The sequence below is a fragment of the Pseudoduganella sp. jia 12 genome (assembly GCF_055502675.1).
On record NZ_JBUXKP010000007.1, the window covers coordinates 260,543 to 274,829 of the forward strand.

12 protein-coding genes are annotated in these 14,287 nt (G+C 67.5%); 4 read left to right on the plus strand and 8 right to left on the minus strand.

Annotation, left to right across the window (positions count from 1 at the left end; all coding sequences use genetic code 11):
• Positions 1-57: 57 nt before the first annotated feature.
• Positions 58-2,031, plus strand: coding sequence for a monovalent cation:proton antiporter family protein (locus tag ACY65G_RS17525; protein WP_464998601.1), 1,974 nt, complete (start codon positions 58-60; stop codon positions 2,029-2,031).
• Between the two features lie 2 nt (positions 2,032-2,033).
• Positions 2,034-2,363, plus strand: coding sequence for a YnfA family protein (locus tag ACY65G_RS17530; RefSeq protein ID WP_464998602.1), 330 nt, complete (start codon positions 2,034-2,036; stop codon positions 2,361-2,363).
• A gap of 24 nt (positions 2,364-2,387) precedes the next feature.
• Here ACY65G_RS17530 and ACY65G_RS17535 read toward each other — a convergent pair whose 3' ends face one another.
• From ACY65G_RS17535 to ACY65G_RS17550, 4 genes are all read right to left on the minus strand, one after another.
• Complete coding sequence (locus tag ACY65G_RS17535; RefSeq protein WP_464998603.1) at positions 2,388-3,458, minus strand: TonB family protein; 1,071 nt, start codon at positions 3,456-3,458, stop codon at positions 2,388-2,390.
• A 131-nt stretch (positions 3,459-3,589) separates the two neighbouring features.
• Positions 3,590-4,687 (minus strand): GGDEF domain-containing protein, encoded by a 1,098-nt coding sequence (locus ACY65G_RS17540; protein WP_464998604.1) that lies wholly within the window; start codon positions 4,685-4,687, stop codon positions 3,590-3,592.
• Positions 4,688-4,697: 10 nt separating this feature from the next.
• Positions 4,698-5,549 carry an MOSC domain-containing protein gene (locus tag ACY65G_RS17545; protein ID WP_464998605.1) on the minus strand — a complete coding sequence of 284 codons (852 nt, stop codon included), beginning with the start codon at positions 5,547-5,549 and terminating at the stop codon, positions 4,698-4,700.
• Between the two features lie 166 nt (positions 5,550-5,715).
• Positions 5,716-7,440: an NYN domain-containing protein gene (locus tag ACY65G_RS17550; RefSeq protein ID WP_464998606.1), complete on the minus strand. Its 1,725-nt coding sequence runs from the start codon at positions 7,438-7,440 to the stop codon at positions 5,716-5,718.
• Positions 7,441-7,552: 112 nt separating this feature from the next.
• Here ACY65G_RS17550 and ACY65G_RS17555 point away from each other — a divergent pair, with 112 nt between their 5' ends.
• Both ACY65G_RS17555 and ACY65G_RS17560 read left to right on the plus strand, forming a co-directional pair.
• Complete coding sequence (locus tag ACY65G_RS17555; protein WP_464998607.1) at positions 7,553-8,068, plus strand: nuclear transport factor 2 family protein; 516 nt, start codon at positions 7,553-7,555, stop codon at positions 8,066-8,068.
• A complete protein-coding gene (locus ACY65G_RS17560; protein ID WP_464998608.1) occupies positions 8,069-9,358 on the plus strand; it encodes a glycosyltransferase in 1,290 nt (429 codons plus the stop codon). It abuts the gene before it with no gap.
• Here ACY65G_RS17560 and ACY65G_RS17565 read toward each other — a convergent pair.
• The 4 genes from ACY65G_RS17565 to ACY65G_RS17580 all read right to left on the minus strand — a co-directional run bounded on the left by ACY65G_RS17565 (position 9,289) and on the right by ACY65G_RS17580 (position 14,253).
• The gene (locus ACY65G_RS17565) at positions 9,289-9,972 is read right to left on the minus strand and encodes a Vgb family protein (protein ID WP_464998609.1); all 684 of its coding nucleotides are present in this window, start codon (positions 9,970-9,972) and stop codon (positions 9,289-9,291) included. The two genes, ACY65G_RS17560 and ACY65G_RS17565, sit on opposite strands and share 70 nt — an antisense overlap.
• 47 nt (positions 9,973-10,019) lie before the next feature.
• Positions 10,020-11,240, minus strand: a complete 1,221-nt coding sequence (locus tag ACY65G_RS17570; RefSeq protein ID WP_464998610.1) for a helix-turn-helix domain-containing protein — start codon at positions 11,238-11,240, stop codon at positions 10,020-10,022.
• 97 nt (positions 11,241-11,337) lie between these two features.
• The gene (locus tag ACY65G_RS17575; RefSeq protein WP_464998611.1) at positions 11,338-13,833 is read right to left on the minus strand and encodes a beta strand repeat-containing protein; all 2,496 of its coding nucleotides are present in this window, start codon (positions 13,831-13,833) and stop codon (positions 11,338-11,340) included.
• A gap of 225 nt (positions 13,834-14,058) precedes the next feature.
• Positions 14,059-14,253 (minus strand): YqaE/Pmp3 family membrane protein, encoded by a 195-nt coding sequence (locus ACY65G_RS17580; RefSeq protein ID WP_130186489.1) that lies wholly within the window; start codon positions 14,251-14,253, stop codon positions 14,059-14,061.
• Positions 14,254-14,287: the final 34 nt, after the last annotated feature.

Sequence of the window (14,287 nt, forward strand, 5' to 3'; positions counted from 1 at the left end):
CTCCGCACGCGCGCAGCATCTCTTCCTCCTTCCACTGGCCATTCCCGGGACACTTCCGTGTTCTCACCCCTTGAACTGACTCTCGTCCTGCTAGGCAGTGCCGTGCTGGGCGTGGTGGCATTCCGCATGCTCCACCTGCCGCCCATGCTCGGTTACCTGGCCGTGGGCATCCTGATCGGTCCGAACGCGCTGGGGCTTGCCGAGGAAAGCCATGCCACCCACACGCTGGCCGAATTCGGCGTGGTCTTCCTGATGTTCTCGATCGGCCTCGAATTCTCGCTGCCGAAACTGAAATCGATGCGCAGCGACGTGTTCGGCCTGGGCATGGCGCAGGTGGTGCTGACGATCGTGGCCACCATGGCGTTCGGCTGGGTGATCGCCAGCGCGCTGCCGCCGGCCATCCACATCTCCTGGCAAGCGGCGTTCGCGCTGGGCGGCGCGCTGGCCATGTCGTCCACGGCGATCGTCGTCAAGATGCTCACCGAGCGGCTGGAGCTGGAATCGGAGCATGGCCGCAAGATCATCGGCATCCTGCTGTTCCAGGATATCGCCGTGGTACCGCTGCTGATCCTGATCCCCGCGCTGGCGAAGAACCCGGAGAACCTGCTGGTCACGCTGGGCTGGGCAGCGCTGAAGGCCGTGCTGGTACTGGTACTGCTGCTGTTCTTCGGCCAGAAGCTGATGCGTGGCTGGTTCACGGTGGTCGTGAAACGCCGCTCGCAGGAACTGTTCATGCTCAACCTGCTGCTGGTGACGCTGGGCGCGGCGTGGATCACCGAGCGTGCCGGCCTGTCGCTGGCACTGGGCGCCTTCCTGGCCGGCATGCTGATCTCCGAAACGGAATACAAGCACCAGGTGGAAGAGGACATCAAGCCGTTCCGCGACGTGCTGCTCGGCCTGTTCTTCATCACCATCGGCATGCTGCTGAACGTGCGCGTGGTGCTGGACAACTGGTGGCTCGTGCTGGCGCTGCTGGTCTTCCCCGTGCTGATGAAGTTCGCGCTGATCGCCGGCCTGGCCAAGCTGTTCGGCTCCTCGGACGGCGTGTCGATGCGCACCGGCCTGGCACTCGCCCAGGCCGGCGAATTCGGTTTCGTGCTGCTCAACGTGGTGGGCGGCATGGACCTCGTCGATCCGTTCGTGATCCAGGTGGTGCTGGCGTCGATGGTGCTGTCGATGCTGGCGGCGCCCTTCCTGATCGAGCAGTCCGACAGGCTCGTGCTGAAATTCTCCAGCAACGAATGGATGATGCAATCGCTGAACCTGACGCAGCTCGCGGCACGCACGATGTCCACGCAACAGCACGTGATCGTGGCCGGCTTCGGCCGCAGCGGCCAGAGCCTGGCCACGCTGCTGCAGGAGGAAGGCATTCCCTACCAGGCGCTGGACCTCGACCCCACCCGCGTGCAGGAAGCCCGCTCGGCCGGCGCCAGCGTGTCGTATGGCGACGCGGCGCGCCGCGAAAGCCTCGTGGCGGCCGGCATCTACCGCGCCAGCGCGCTGGTGATCACGTATGCCAGCACGCCATCGGCGCTGAAGGTGCTGCACCTCGTGCACGAGCTGGCGCCCACGCTGCCCGTGATCGTGCGCAGCCACGACGACACCGACCTGGACCGCCTGAAGGCGGCCGGCGCCGCCGAGGTGGTGCCGGAACTGATGGAGGGCAGCCTGATGCTGGCTTCGCACGCGCTGGTGATGCTGGGCGTGCCGCTGCGCAGGGTGGTGCACCGCGTGCAGGCCGCCCGCGAGGAACGCTACGCCTCGCTGCGCGGCTACTTCCACGGCATCAGCGACGTCGGCGACGACGCCGAAACCGCGCGGCTGCACACGTTGACGCTGACGCAGGCATCGAACTGCGTGGGCCGCACCGTGGGCGACATCGATGTCGATGGTGCCGAGGTGATGGCGGTCCGGCGCGGCAGGGAACGGCTCGATGCCGGCGCGGACATGGTGCTGGAAGCGGGCGACGTGGTTGTCCTGCGCGGCAATGCGCAGGCGGTCGCGCGCGCCGAACAACGATTACTGGGATAACGATGGAAATGCTGCGCCTGGCGCTGCTGTTCGCTGTCACGGCGCTGGCCGAAATCGTCGGCTGCTACCTGCCGTGGCTCGTGTTGAAGAATGGCCGTTCCGCGTGGATGCTGGTCCCCGCTGCCGCCTCGCTTGCCCTGTTTGCCTGGCTGCTCACGCTGCACCCCACCGCCGCCGGCCGCACGTATGCAGCGTATGGCGGCATGTACATCGCGGTAGCCCTGTTGTGGCTGCGCTTCGTCGACGGCATCGCGCTGACCCGGTGGGATGCGCTGGGCGCCGCCCTCGCGCTGGGCGGCATGGCCGTCATTGCCCTGCAGCCGCGCGGATAGCCGGCGCGGCTGGCTGCTCCCGTTTCAATTCGCCGGCGGCGTATCGGTGCGCCCGAGTAGCGTTTTGGCGGCGCGCCGGTCTTCCGGCAGGCCGGCGCCCTTGTCGTACAGGCTCGCCAGCGCGCGCTTGCCTTCGGCGCTGCCGCTGGCGGCCGCCCTGGCATACAGCGCGAACGCCTTCGATCCATCCTGTGCCACCCCGGTGCCCTGCTCGTAGCACCGTCCCAGCATGACACCGGCCGCCATCTCGCCACGCCCGACGGCGCTTTCCAGCAGCGCGATCGTGCCGGCATCGACGGTGCCGCGCCGCATCTGCAGCGCCGCCAGTTGCGCCTGGGCCTGCGGGTGGTCCTGCCGGGCGGCCTTGGCCAGCCACTCTTCCCCGCCGGCCTCGTTCTTCGTGATACCGTCGCCGCGCAGCAGCAGCATGCCGTAGATCGCCTGCGCATTCGCGCGGCCCTGTTCCGCCGCCTGCTCGATCCAGCGCGCCGCGTCGACCTTGTCCTGTGCCACGCCGTTACGGCCCTGGAACAGCATCGACGCCAGCACTTCCATCGCCTGCGCATCGCCGCCATCGGCCGCCTTGCGCAGCCACCATGCGGCCTTCTCGGGATCGTGCGCACCGTTCGTGGGGGTCATGTAGTGTTGCGCCACCCGCAGGGCGGCGGCCGCATCGCCGCCCTCCGCCGCTTCGCGGTCGGCCTCGAATGCGGCCGCCACGGCCGCCGGGTCGGCCGCCTTCCTTTGCAGCGTCCAGACATACTGCATCTTCATCCATGCCGCCTGCGGCTTGCCGTCCTGCGTGGCGGGCGTGAAGCGGCATTTCATGATGCCGTCGCGCGCGGCCATGTCCAGCGCCGGGAAACCGCTGGATTTGACGATCTTGGAATCCGTCACCGCGCCGGCCTCGCTGATCTCGAATGCCAGCGTGACCCTGCCCTGCTGCTCGCGCCGCAACGCCTCCTTGGGCCAGACGGGCTTTTCGCATGTCTTGAAATCGGCGACGGCGGGCGTGGTGGCGGCCAGGGCGGGCGCGGCGCACAGGGCCGCGGCGATGAGGGATACGGACGTGCGGGCGAGGCGGGTCAAGGGCATGGGTTCTCCGTGCATGGGTTGGCATGGTCGTGCGGCGCACGCCATCTTACCGCCAATGCGGGCCGCTTTCGATACCCTTTTTTACTTGCAAAACAATAGCTTGCGGTGCAATCGGCCGCTGCACGAACGCCTCAGCGCCCGGCATACCGGACCACCCGGTTACGCCCACCGGCCTTGGCCTGGTACAGCGCCTCGTCGGCATGGGCGATCAGTTCCGTGGCCGCGGCTTCGGCCGGCCCCTCGCCTTCGGCCCCGGCCAGGCAGGCCACGCCGATCGAACCGGTGATCGACACTTTCACGCCGCCCGGCAGCTCGACCATGGCCGACGCGAGGCCGGCGCGGATACGCTCGGCCACGAGGGCGGCACTGTCCAGGCTTGCGTCGATCAGCAGCACCACGAATTCCTCGCCGCCGAAGCGCGCCAGCGCGTCCGACAGGCGCAGTTCGCCCTTGATGCGGCTTGCCACTTCGCGCAGCACCTCGTCGCCGCCCTGGTGGCCCAGCGTGTCGTTGATGCGCTTGAAGTGGTCGATGTCGATGTACATGAACGACAGGTCGTAGCGCTGGCGGCGCGCCCGCGCGATCTCCTCGAGCAGGCGCCGGTCCAGGTAGCGGCGGTTGTACACGCCCGTCAGCGAATCGGTCAGTCCGATGTACTTCAGCATCTCGTTGCTGATCACGTTTTCCAGGCAGATCGCGATGATCGACGCCATGTGCTCGACGAAGTCGGTTCCCAGGCTCGGCGTGAAGCGGGCGGGATCGGCGCTGCCCAGGTTCAGCGTGCCGATCACGCGCCGGTTGCGCAGCAGCGGCACGATGGCCACGCTCTGCAACGGCGGCGCGCCGGGAAAGCGGTGCGCGTCGCGCGCCGCCTCATGCGCGCCGAGCAGCGGCTTCGTTTCCGCCCCGAGGGCAAGCTGGCCGATGTCCGGCACGAACAGCAGCTGCGGGAACGCGGCGAAATCGACGCCCAGCCTTTCCATCACCGTGCGGATGTCGTCCCCCTCGTCCACCAGTGACAGCGTCACGCTTTCCAGTTCGGAGATGGCCGGCAGCGAGCCGAAGATCCTGCCGATCAGCTCGGGAAAATTGGTGGCGCCCACGATTTCCAGGTCGAATGCCTGGTGCCGCATCATGATGTCGTGATTGCGCTCGGCCTGCTCCAGCATCCAGGCCATGCGGGCGCGCAGCGCGCGGTTCTCGGCCGCCAGGTCTTCGTTGTCGGTCATCGGCTGCCGTTCAGAAGGCCAGTTCCACGTGCATTTCCTGGCCCACGCGCACGGTTGCACCATCGCCATCGAGCAGGATGTTGTTCATGCCGAAGCAGATGGCGCCATCGACTTCCGGCTTGGCGCGGTAGCCCTGCAGGATGTCGAGCGGATCGGGGCCGAACTTGCCGGTGGCCTGGTCGATCGACGGCATCGGGCAGCGCGGGCATGGCTTCACGGGCTTGAGCACCGCCTCGCCGGCGCGGAAGGTGTCGACATAGTCTTCTTCATAGGCGCCGATACCGTCGACGACGAGGTTCGGGCGGAAACGGTTCATCGGCAGCGGCGTGCGCCCTGCCCCTTCCAGGCGGCCATTCAGGTCGCGCAGCGATTCGGCACCGATGACGAGCATCGGGTAACCGTCGGAAAACAGCGTGGGTGCCTCGATACCGCCGGTCCACTTGGGACTCGCGAGCCGCAGCGCATCCGGGTGGAAGCGCACCAGCCGGCAAGGCACGCCGAGGTAGTTGCTGAACCAGGTAGCCGTCAGCGCGTCGCAGTCATAGGCCTTGAGGGTGTGCTCCCAGACCTGCACGGTCAGCGTGGGCGCCGTTTCGGGATCGGGCAGGCCGAGGGGGATTTCCAGGCGCAGCATGCCGGGCGCGCGCAGTTCGAGCGTATCGAGCTTGAGGCGCGGCGCGATCAGCGCCATTTCCGGATGCTCGCGCTGGGTCAGGCACGCGCCGGCCGCGTCGACGACCATCCATTCGCGATCGTAGATCTGCTCGGACATCAGGCCGGCGCGCGTGAGCGTTGCCGTTCGCAGCGCGATGCCCCCGCACGACTTGACCGGATACAGGGTAATTTCAGAAAGGATCGCCATCGACAGCCGCCATGAGTTTTCTGTGACGCGCAGTATGGCAGCAAAGCAGGCGGCAGTAAATTGCCGTGGCCGCGGCGGCGGTGCCGAAAAAAATGGCCGGCAAACGCCGGCCATGCTGGAAAGCAGGAAATCGCCGGCGGCATGCCGGCGATTCTTCCCCGACAGGTCAGCCTTCGCTCTCCCCTTCGGGCTTGCTCTTCGGCTTGCGCGGCAGCCGGCTGCGCGATGGCGTGCGCGGCTTCTTTGCAGGTTGCGGTGCCGCCTCGCCAGCCGGCTCGGCCGGCTCCAGCGGCGCGGTGTCTTCCTCGACGGCCGGTGCCGGTGCTACGGGTTCCGGTGCCGCGGATTCCGGTTCCGGCGCCGGGACCGGCTCGGCGCTGGCCGAAGCGGTGGCTTTCGTCGCCTTGCTTGCCCGCGCAGGCTTCTTCGCCGCCGCCAGCTTGCGTGCAGGCGTACGGCCGCGCTTGGCCGGCGCCGGTTCCGCCTGCTCCGCCACGGCCGCTGCTTCGGCTGCCGTTTCCGTTTCCTCGTCAGGCACTGCATCCGTCTCGGCATGCAGTTCGGCAAGCGCCTTGGCCGCCTGTTCGGCAGCCGTCAGTTGCCCGGCAGCCCGGGCACGGCGCGTTTCCTTGACTTCGCGTGCCATCTCTTCCAGCGCCCGCTCGGCGGATGCCAGCTCGCTGGCGTAATCGGCGGCGGCCGATTCGAGCGCCACGGCCACTTCGTCCGCATCGAGCTCGGCGCCGTCGGCGATTTCCTCGCCCAGGTCCTCGGCCAGCTCGATGACCGCATCGTCGGCAACATCGTCGGCGGCATTGTCGAGCGGTTCGTCGGCGAATTCCCCGGCTTCCTGGCTGCGTGCTTCGCTGTGCGCGCCCCACGGGCCGGCAGATACCGCGGTATCGACCGTTTCAGTCGCGCCGGGGCGGCGATTGCGGCCGCCACGGTTGCCGCGGCCACGCCGCCCTTCGCGCTTGTCCTGCGCCTCGGCCGCATCCTGCGTGCCGACCACCGCTTCGGTTGCCGCCTCGGCATCGGCCGCATCGGCATCGGCCGCCGCGGCAACCGGCAGCGCCGCATTGCTGCTGCGGTAGACATAGGCGCCGGATTTCTCGTCGCGGCCGAATTCGAGCAGGCCGCGTGCCTTCATTTCCTCCAGCAGGTTGCCGAAGGTGCGGAAGCCGTAATACGCTTCGTTGAAGTCCGGCTTGCGGCGCTTGATCGCTTCCTTCAGCACCGAAGCCCAGATCTTGCCGCTGTCGCCGCGCTCGGCAATGAGGGCATCGAAGGTTTCGTAGGCGATGTCCAGCGCTTCGGCGCGGCGCTTCTCGGACTCGTCGCGCTTCTTCTTTTCCTCTTCCGGCGAGCGCTTCGGCTGCTGCTGGTCGCGCACGTCGCGGCGCTGGCGGCGGCTTTCGCGCACCAGGTCGTCGTAGAAGATGAATTCATCGCAGTTGGCGACCAGCAGGTCGGACGTGGAATCCTTGACGCCCACGCCGATCACCTTCTTGTTGTTTTCGCGCAGCTTGGACACCAGCGGCGAAAAATCGGAATCGCCGGAGATGATGACGAAGGTATTCACGTGGGCCTTCGTATAGCACAGGTCGAGCGCATCGACGACCATGCGGATGTCGGCCGAGTTCTTGCCCGAGATGCGCACATGCGGAATCTCGATCAGTTCGAAGTTCGCTTCATGCATCGGGCTCTTGAACGCCTTGTAGCGGTCCCAGTCGCAGTAAGCCTTCTTGACCACGATGCTACCCTTGAGCAGCAGGCGTTCCAGCACGGGCTTGATGTCGAATTTTTCGTAGTTCGCGTCGCGCACGCCGAGCGCGACGTTCTCGAAGTCGCAGAACAGCGCCATGCTGACATTATCGTTGGATGAAGCCATGAGTCTCTTGGGTAGCGGTGGAGCCGCCGATTATACAGCGGTAGCCTGTCCCGGCTCGCACCGTGCACACTACTGATGTATTCTTCCCGTTTCACCCGACAGGAGGACTGGAATGAGGCCACTGGCCAACGCTTTCGCCGCCGCGGCCGCCGCCGTCGTGCTGGCCGCCCCCGCGCACGCGCAGTTGCCGGATACCGCCGCGTTCACGCAACAGGTCAACGCCTTCGTCGACGGCTGGCATGACGATGCCGCCCACGCCCGCCCCGCCTACTTCGACAAGATCGCGCCGAACGGCGTATACATCGGCACCGACAAGACCGAGGTATGGACGCGCGACCAGTTCAAGGCATGGGCAAAGCCGTACTTCGACGCGAAGAAGGCCTGGGCCTTCACCGCGCAAAAGCGCAATGTGTATTTTTCCTCCGACCGGCGTTACGTATGGTTCGATGAACAGCTGAACACGCAGATGGGTACCTGCCAGGCCAGCGGCGTGCTGCGCAACACGGGCAAGGGATTCCTGGTCGAGCATTACCAGCTGTCGCTGGCGGTGCCGAACGCGCTGGTCGACGGATTCGCGAAGGCAATCGCCCAGTTCGAAGCGAAGGCCGCCGAAGCAAAAAGCAGATAAGTGGCGCGCATCCTCTTCATCCACCAGAACTTTCCCGGCCAGTTCCGCCACCTGGCCCCCGCGCTCGCGGCCGACGGCCATGAAGTGGTGGCGCTCGGCATGGCCGAGCATGCCGAGCGCCTGCCCGGCGTGCGTTATTTCCTGCACCAGGCGCGCGTGCCGGCGGACGCCGGGCAACAGGCGGCACAACTGAAGGACCTGTACAGCAAGATACTGCGCGGCGAATCGGCCGGCGCGGCGCTGCACCGCCTGAAGACTGAAGGCTTCACGCCGGACATCGTGTTCGCCCACCCGGGCTGGGGCGAGGCGCTGTATGTCAAGGACGTGTTTCCGCGCACGCGCCTGCTGATCTACGCCGAATACTATTACGGCGCCGAGGGCGGCGATTCGCATTTCGACCCCGAGTTCTCGGCGCCGCCCGACCTGGCGAGCCTGCAGCGGCTGCGGCTGCGCAACACCCACCTGCTGCACGCGATGTCCGTGGCCGATGCGGGCCTGTCGCCGACCGTGTTCCAGGCCGACCGCCATCCGGCATGGTTCCGCGACCGCATCGCCGTGGTCCACGACGGTATCGACACCGACCGCTTTCGCCCCGATGCGAATGCGCGCGTGTCGCTGACCGGCGCCGGCCTGACGCTCAAGCCCGGCGACGAAGTGGTGACGTTCGTCTCGCGCCAGCTGGAGCCCTACCGCGGCTACCATGTCTTCATGCGTGCGCTGCCCGAACTGCAGCGCTTGCGCCCGAATGCGCGGGTGGTCCTGGTGGGCGGCGACGGTGCCAGCTACGGTGCCGCCGCGCCGCAAGGCAGGACGTGGAAGGCGATCTTCCGCGACGAGGTGATGCCCCGGCTCGACATGAGCCGCGTGCACTTCGTGGGCCGCCTGCCGCATGCGCTGCTCACACAGGTGATGCAGGTATCGGCCGTCTACACGTATCTCACCTATCCGTTCGTGCTGTCGTGGTCGTTGATGGAAGCCATGAGCACCGGCTGCCTGATCGTCGGTTCGCGCACCGCGCCGCTGCAGGAAGTGATCGAACATGGCCATAACGGCCTGTTGACGGACTTCTTCGACCACGGCGCCCTGGCGGAAACGATCGCCGATACGCTGGAGCGCCGCGACAGCCTGGTGCACCTGCGCGCGGCGGCCCGGCAGACGATTGTCGACGGCTACGACCTGCGCCGGCATTGCCTGCCGGCGCAGAAGCGCTTCGTGCTGGGTCAGGCCGGCGCCGCCACTTTCGGGCGCCGCACGGCGCGCACCGTGCCGCTGTCGCCGCCGCCGCAGTAGAACAGGCTGGCGCCGTCGGATTCAAGCCCGCTCACGCCCGCGCCGGGCGGCATGTCCAGCCGTTCGAGCACGGCCCCGGTGTGCGGATCGATACGGCGGATGTCGCTGGCATCGCCTTCCCAGGTGCCGTGCCACAGCTCGCCGTCGACCCATGTCACGCCGGTGACGAAGCGGTTGCTTTCGATGGTGCGCCGGATTGCGCCCGTATCGGGATCGATCTGGTGGATCCTGCGGCCACGGTACTGGCCCACCCACAAGCTGCCCTCGGCCCAGGCCAGCCCCGAGTCGCCGCCGTCACCGGGGGCGGGAATCGATGCCACGACCGCGCCGCTGGCAGGATCGATCTTGTCGATCCGCGCTTCGGCGATCTGGTACAGGTAGGTGCCGTCGAACGCGGTGCCGGCGTCGCCCGGCCGCTCGATCGACCGTGCCACGGCGCCGCTGTGCGGATCGAAGGCGACCAGCCTGGTGCCGGTGGCGGCCCAGACCTGCGTGCCGTCGTGCGTCACGCCATGAATCGTGTCGGCGCCGATGAAAGGGCCATATTCCCGCACGATCTCGGCGGCCTGGCAGCCGGCTTCCAGGTCGTTCCTGCTCAAGGTTTCGCTCATCATTTTTCACCTCCGTAGAAGGCGCCGAGAAGGGGCGCCGCAAGACAACTCTAGCGAATCGGCAGCGTAGCGGGGAGTAACAAGATCGTCGTGAATCCCGTCAGCGGCGGTGCCAGCCAGCGGCGCGCCCGCCCGCCGCCGACCGCGCGCACCTGCCCGCCGGCTTCCAGCCCGGCAAGCGCGCGCTGGACGGTACGCTGGCTCGCCCCCAATGCCAGCGCCAGCGCCGAGGTGGACCAGGGCGCACCGTCGGACAGCAATGCCACGAGCGATGCCCCGTCGCCATCGATGGGTGGCTCCAGTAAGGCCAGGCCACGTCCGTCGCGGGGTCGTAGCGCGAATCCCCGTCCCGTGGCGACGATGTCCGCCAGCGGCGCAGCCAGGGCGCGCACGCGGCCGATCTCGACCCGCAGGCGCGCCCGGTGTGTCTCGTTGGGGCGCCGGATGCGGAAGGCATGGGCGATCAGTGCTTCCCGGCTGGTGTCGCCGGGCCAGGCTTCGGCGAGTGCCCGCGCCAGCGCGAACAGTAACGGCCGGCGCGCCAGCGACCGCCATACGCCGCCGGTACCGAAGCCGCGACGGCAGGCATCGACGACCAGCGTGTCCGACGCCATCAGGGCAGCCACGTCGGCAAGCCGCAGCACGTGCGATGCTCCGCCAGCCACGCGGCGGGCAGCCGGGCGTTCGAGCGCCGCCCACGCCTCCCTCACCTCGGCCAGCAGCGACGGTATGCCGGCATGGGACGCAGCCGCCTGCGCCTGGTGCAGCGCGCCGCGCGCCGTATCGATGCGCAGCAGGCGCAGCGCAAGTTCCGCCATGCTGAGCGCGGCGACGGCGGCCAGCGCCGGTGACAGCCCGCGGACATCGATGGGCGCCAGCACCGCCTCGGCATCGGCGAGGCGCCCCAGCAGCAACAGGCGGCGTGCCGCGACCAGGCGTGCCTGCAGCGCGTTGGCACGGTCGGCATGGGCGTCGAGGGTGGCCGCCGCCAGCGCGAGCGGCCGCGGCGAGCCGCCGATATCGCGCATCGCCAGCGCCACCTCCGCTTCGGCCACCACGCAGCGGGCACTCGCCAGTGCCTCATGGGCACCGAAACCGCGCGCGGCGGCCCGCAGCAGTTCGCGCGCCCGCCGATGCTCGCCCAGCTGTGCCATGGCGATACCCCGCAGGGCCAGGGCAGGAGGGTCGCCGCGCAGGGCAACGCGGTTCAATGCGCCAAGCGGATCGCCGGCGGCCAGCGCCCGCGCCGCGGCGGAAATCAGGGAGTCCATCCCGAGAGGCTACACCAGGCCGCGCATCATCCCGGGAACACAAAGGGCGGCCCGGTTGACCGGACCGCCCTTCGATCATGCAAGGCCGGCCCGCCCGTTACGCGGCCGCAGAGAGGCTGTAATCGCCGACGCCGGTCGTCGCCACCCCGGTCAGCGTGGCAATCTGCACCAGCTCTCCCGCGCTGACCACGGCATCGCTGCCGCTGCTCGTGAACAGGTACACGCCGGTGGCGGTCGCCGAATGCAGCGCGAACAACACGGTTTCGCCCTGCACATAGGCTTCGGTGGCGCTGCCGATCGCCTTGGCCACGGTGGCCGTGCTCAGGCTCGTCACGGCTTGCGTGAAGATGACCAGTTCGGCGTCCGCCGCGAACCCGCCGGGCGCACCCAGCGTGAAGGTTTCGTCGATCACGCCGTCGCCATTGCCGATGGCGCGGTCGATCGCCAGCGTGTCGACGCCGCTCGCAAAATCGGCGATCTTGTCGTGGCCGGTGCCGATCACGAACGTATCGCGTCCCCCGGCGCCGGTCAGCTTGTCGTTGCCCGAACCGCCGGCAATGACATTGTCGCCCTCGTTGCCGATGCCCGTGAACGCGCTGGTGCCGGTGTAGCGCAGCACTTCCACGTTGGCCGACAGCGTGTGCTTCGTGGCCGTGGTTTCAACGATGTCGTGGCCGCCGTTCGCCGCTTCCAGCACCTTGTCGCCGGCCGCGTCGACGGAATAAAAGTCGTTGCCGGCACCGCCGTCGAGCGTGTCGCTGCCCTTGCCGCCAATGAGAATATCGTTGCCGTCACCGCCCGCCAGCACATTCGCGCTGTTGTTCCCGGTAAGCTTGTTGTTCGCCGCGTTGCCGGTCACGTTCACCGCCGAGGTCGACGTGACCGTGGCATTTTCGACGTGGGCGCCCAGCACGTAGGTGGCCACGCCCTTGATCGCGATGTCGACGGTATCGAGCCCTTCGCCGGCCAGTTCGATGGTGGTATCGCCAGCGTTGTCGACCTTGTAGGTATCGTTGCCTTTGGCGCCACGCATCTGGTCCGCGCCGCCCAGGCCATCCAGTATGTCGTTGCCGTCGGTGCCGGCCAGCGTGTCGTTGCCGGCCGAGGCCTGGTTGACGAACATGTCCGCGACCGTCTTCACGCCATCGGTGAAGCGCACCTGCTCCATGTTCTTCAGCGTGATGCGCTGTTCGCCCCTGGCGAGCACGATGTCGGTCGCGTTGGGCCGCTCGCGCGCGTAGTCCACGAACGCGCCATCCGCGACATAGGTGTCGAGACCGCCGCCGCCATCGATCTTGTCGTTGCCGACACCGCCGGTGATCACGTTGTCGAGCGTGTTGCCGATGGCCGTGAAAGCCGAGGTGCCCAGGTAGCCTGCGTTCTCGACATGCGCGCCGAGCGTGATCTTCGCCTGCGTCGTGAACACGGTGTCCGTGCCTTCGCCCGCTTCCTCGGTGACCATGTCGCCGGTCGCGTCGATGTAATACGTATCGTCGCCGCTGCCACCCGCCAGCACATCGGAGCCCTTGCCGCCATCGAGCGTATCGTTGCCGGCGCCGCCCGTCAGCACATTGGCGCCGGCATTGCCGGTCAACGCGTTGTCCAGGGCATTGCCATCGATGGAAATACCGAGCTTGCCGGCGACCGCGATGCCGTTCTCGACGTGATCGGCCAGCTGCCAGGCCTTGCCGGCGTAGGCCACCTCCGCGGTGTCCGTTCCCCCGCCAGCCAGCTCCACGACCCTGGTTCCCGCATTCCACACGATGTAGGTATCGTCGCCCAGTCCACCGGCCAGCGTATCGATGCCATCGAAGCCGTCCAGCCGGTCGTTGCCATTGGTGCCGGCGATAGTGTCGCTGCCGTCGGGCGGCAGTCCAGCCACGAAGCCGGCCAGCGAATGGAACTTGCCACCCATCTCGAAGTATTCGACGTTGTGCACCGTCAGCGTCTGGCCGTTCGCGAGAGCGGTGAACACGAGACCATCCGCGCCGGCCCGGCGCACCATGTAGCTTTCCCGGCCCGCCATCGCATACACCGTGTCGATACCGGTGCCGCCGTCGAACACGTCGTGGCCGGCCATGGCGACGATGCCGTCGTTCCCGGCACCGCCGATCATCGTGTCGTTGCCGGCGCCGGCCGACAGGGAATCGTTGCCGCCGCCGCCCTCCAGGCGGTCGTTGCCATCGCCACTGGCGATCGCGTTGTCCTGCGCGTTGCCGATGCCCGTGAAGGCGCCTGCCCCCTTGAACACCAGCGTTTCAACGTTGGCGCTCAGTGCATACCGGTTCGCCGTCGCATGGACGGTGTCGTTCCCGCCACCGGCCACTTCCTGGATGACGTCGCCGGTGGCATCGACGTGGTACTCGTCGTTACCCAGTCCGCCTGCCATCGTGTCGTCGCCCTCGCCGCCATCGAGCGTATCGCTGCCATTGGTACCGGCCAGCAGGTCGTCCTGGGCCGTGCCGGTGATGCGCAGCCAGCCATTCACGAATTCGTGGCCAGGCACCGGCGAGCGACTGTGATCGTCCCCCGGATCCGGCAGCAGGTCGTTCGAGGCAATAGGGTTCCGGGCAATACCGTTCAGTTTCACCATGTCGTACTCCTTCTCTTAACGATTGAAATCGAAGGGGAAGCGTACTGACGGGCACGGAATGGATACTGCCGAGCACCAAGCTATCGGACTGAACTATTGGAAAAAGCGCGCCACGCAAGGCGCGTCTTTCGCGCAGGCCAGGCATTGCCCTGAAACGCGGAACGTTTTGTGAAGCCTGGTGTCGCCTGCTTTACGCCATCGTTCACCGTGGCGGTGACACGCGGGTCAATTGCGCTGGCGAAGGGCGCTTTCGATCTTCTGGTCGGTCTTGTACTGGCTGAGCGCATACACGGCCCAGATCGTTGCCGGGAGCCAGCCGATCAGGGTGACTTGCAGGATCAGGCAGATCACGCCCGCGATGGGGCGCCCGATGGTGAAGAAGGTCAGCCAGGGAAAGATGAGGGCAATCAGGAGACGCATGGATACTTCCTTTCGATGTGGCCCGCTTGGGGTG

Excerpts from the sequence above, each read along its gene's own strand:
- ACY65G_RS17530 (WP_464998602.1), top strand. The coding sequence starts at position 2,034 with ATGGAAATGCTGCGCCTGGCGCTGCTGTTCGCTGTCACGGCGCTGGCC.
- ACY65G_RS17535 (WP_464998603.1), bottom strand. The coding sequence starts at position 3,458 with ATGCCCTTGACCCGCCTCGCCCGCACGTCCGTATCCCTCATCGCCGCG.
- ACY65G_RS17540 (WP_464998604.1), bottom strand. The coding sequence starts at position 4,687 with ATGACCGACAACGAAGACCTGGCGGCCGAGAACCGCGCGCTGCGCGCC.
- ACY65G_RS17545 (WP_464998605.1), bottom strand. The coding sequence starts at position 5,549 with ATGGCGATCCTTTCTGAAATTACCCTGTATCCGGTCAAGTCGTGCGGG.
- ACY65G_RS17550 (WP_464998606.1), bottom strand. The coding sequence starts at position 7,440 with ATGGCTTCATCCAACGATAATGTCAGCATGGCGCTGTTCTGCGACTTC.
- ACY65G_RS17555 (WP_464998607.1), top strand. The coding sequence starts at position 7,553 with ATGAGGCCACTGGCCAACGCTTTCGCCGCCGCGGCCGCCGCCGTCGTG.
- ACY65G_RS17565 (WP_464998609.1), bottom strand. The coding sequence starts at position 9,972 with ATGATGAGCGAAACCTTGAGCAGGAACGACCTGGAAGCCGGCTGCCAG.
- ACY65G_RS17570 (WP_464998610.1), bottom strand. The coding sequence starts at position 11,240 with ATGGACTCCCTGATTTCCGCCGCGGCGCGGGCGCTGGCCGCCGGCGAT.
- ACY65G_RS17575 (WP_464998611.1), bottom strand. The coding sequence starts at position 13,833 with ATGGTGAAACTGAACGGTATTGCCCGGAACCCTATTGCCTCGAACGAC.
- ACY65G_RS17580 (WP_130186489.1), bottom strand. The coding sequence starts at position 14,253 with ATGCGTCTCCTGATTGCCCTCATCTTTCCCTGGCTGACCTTCTTCACC.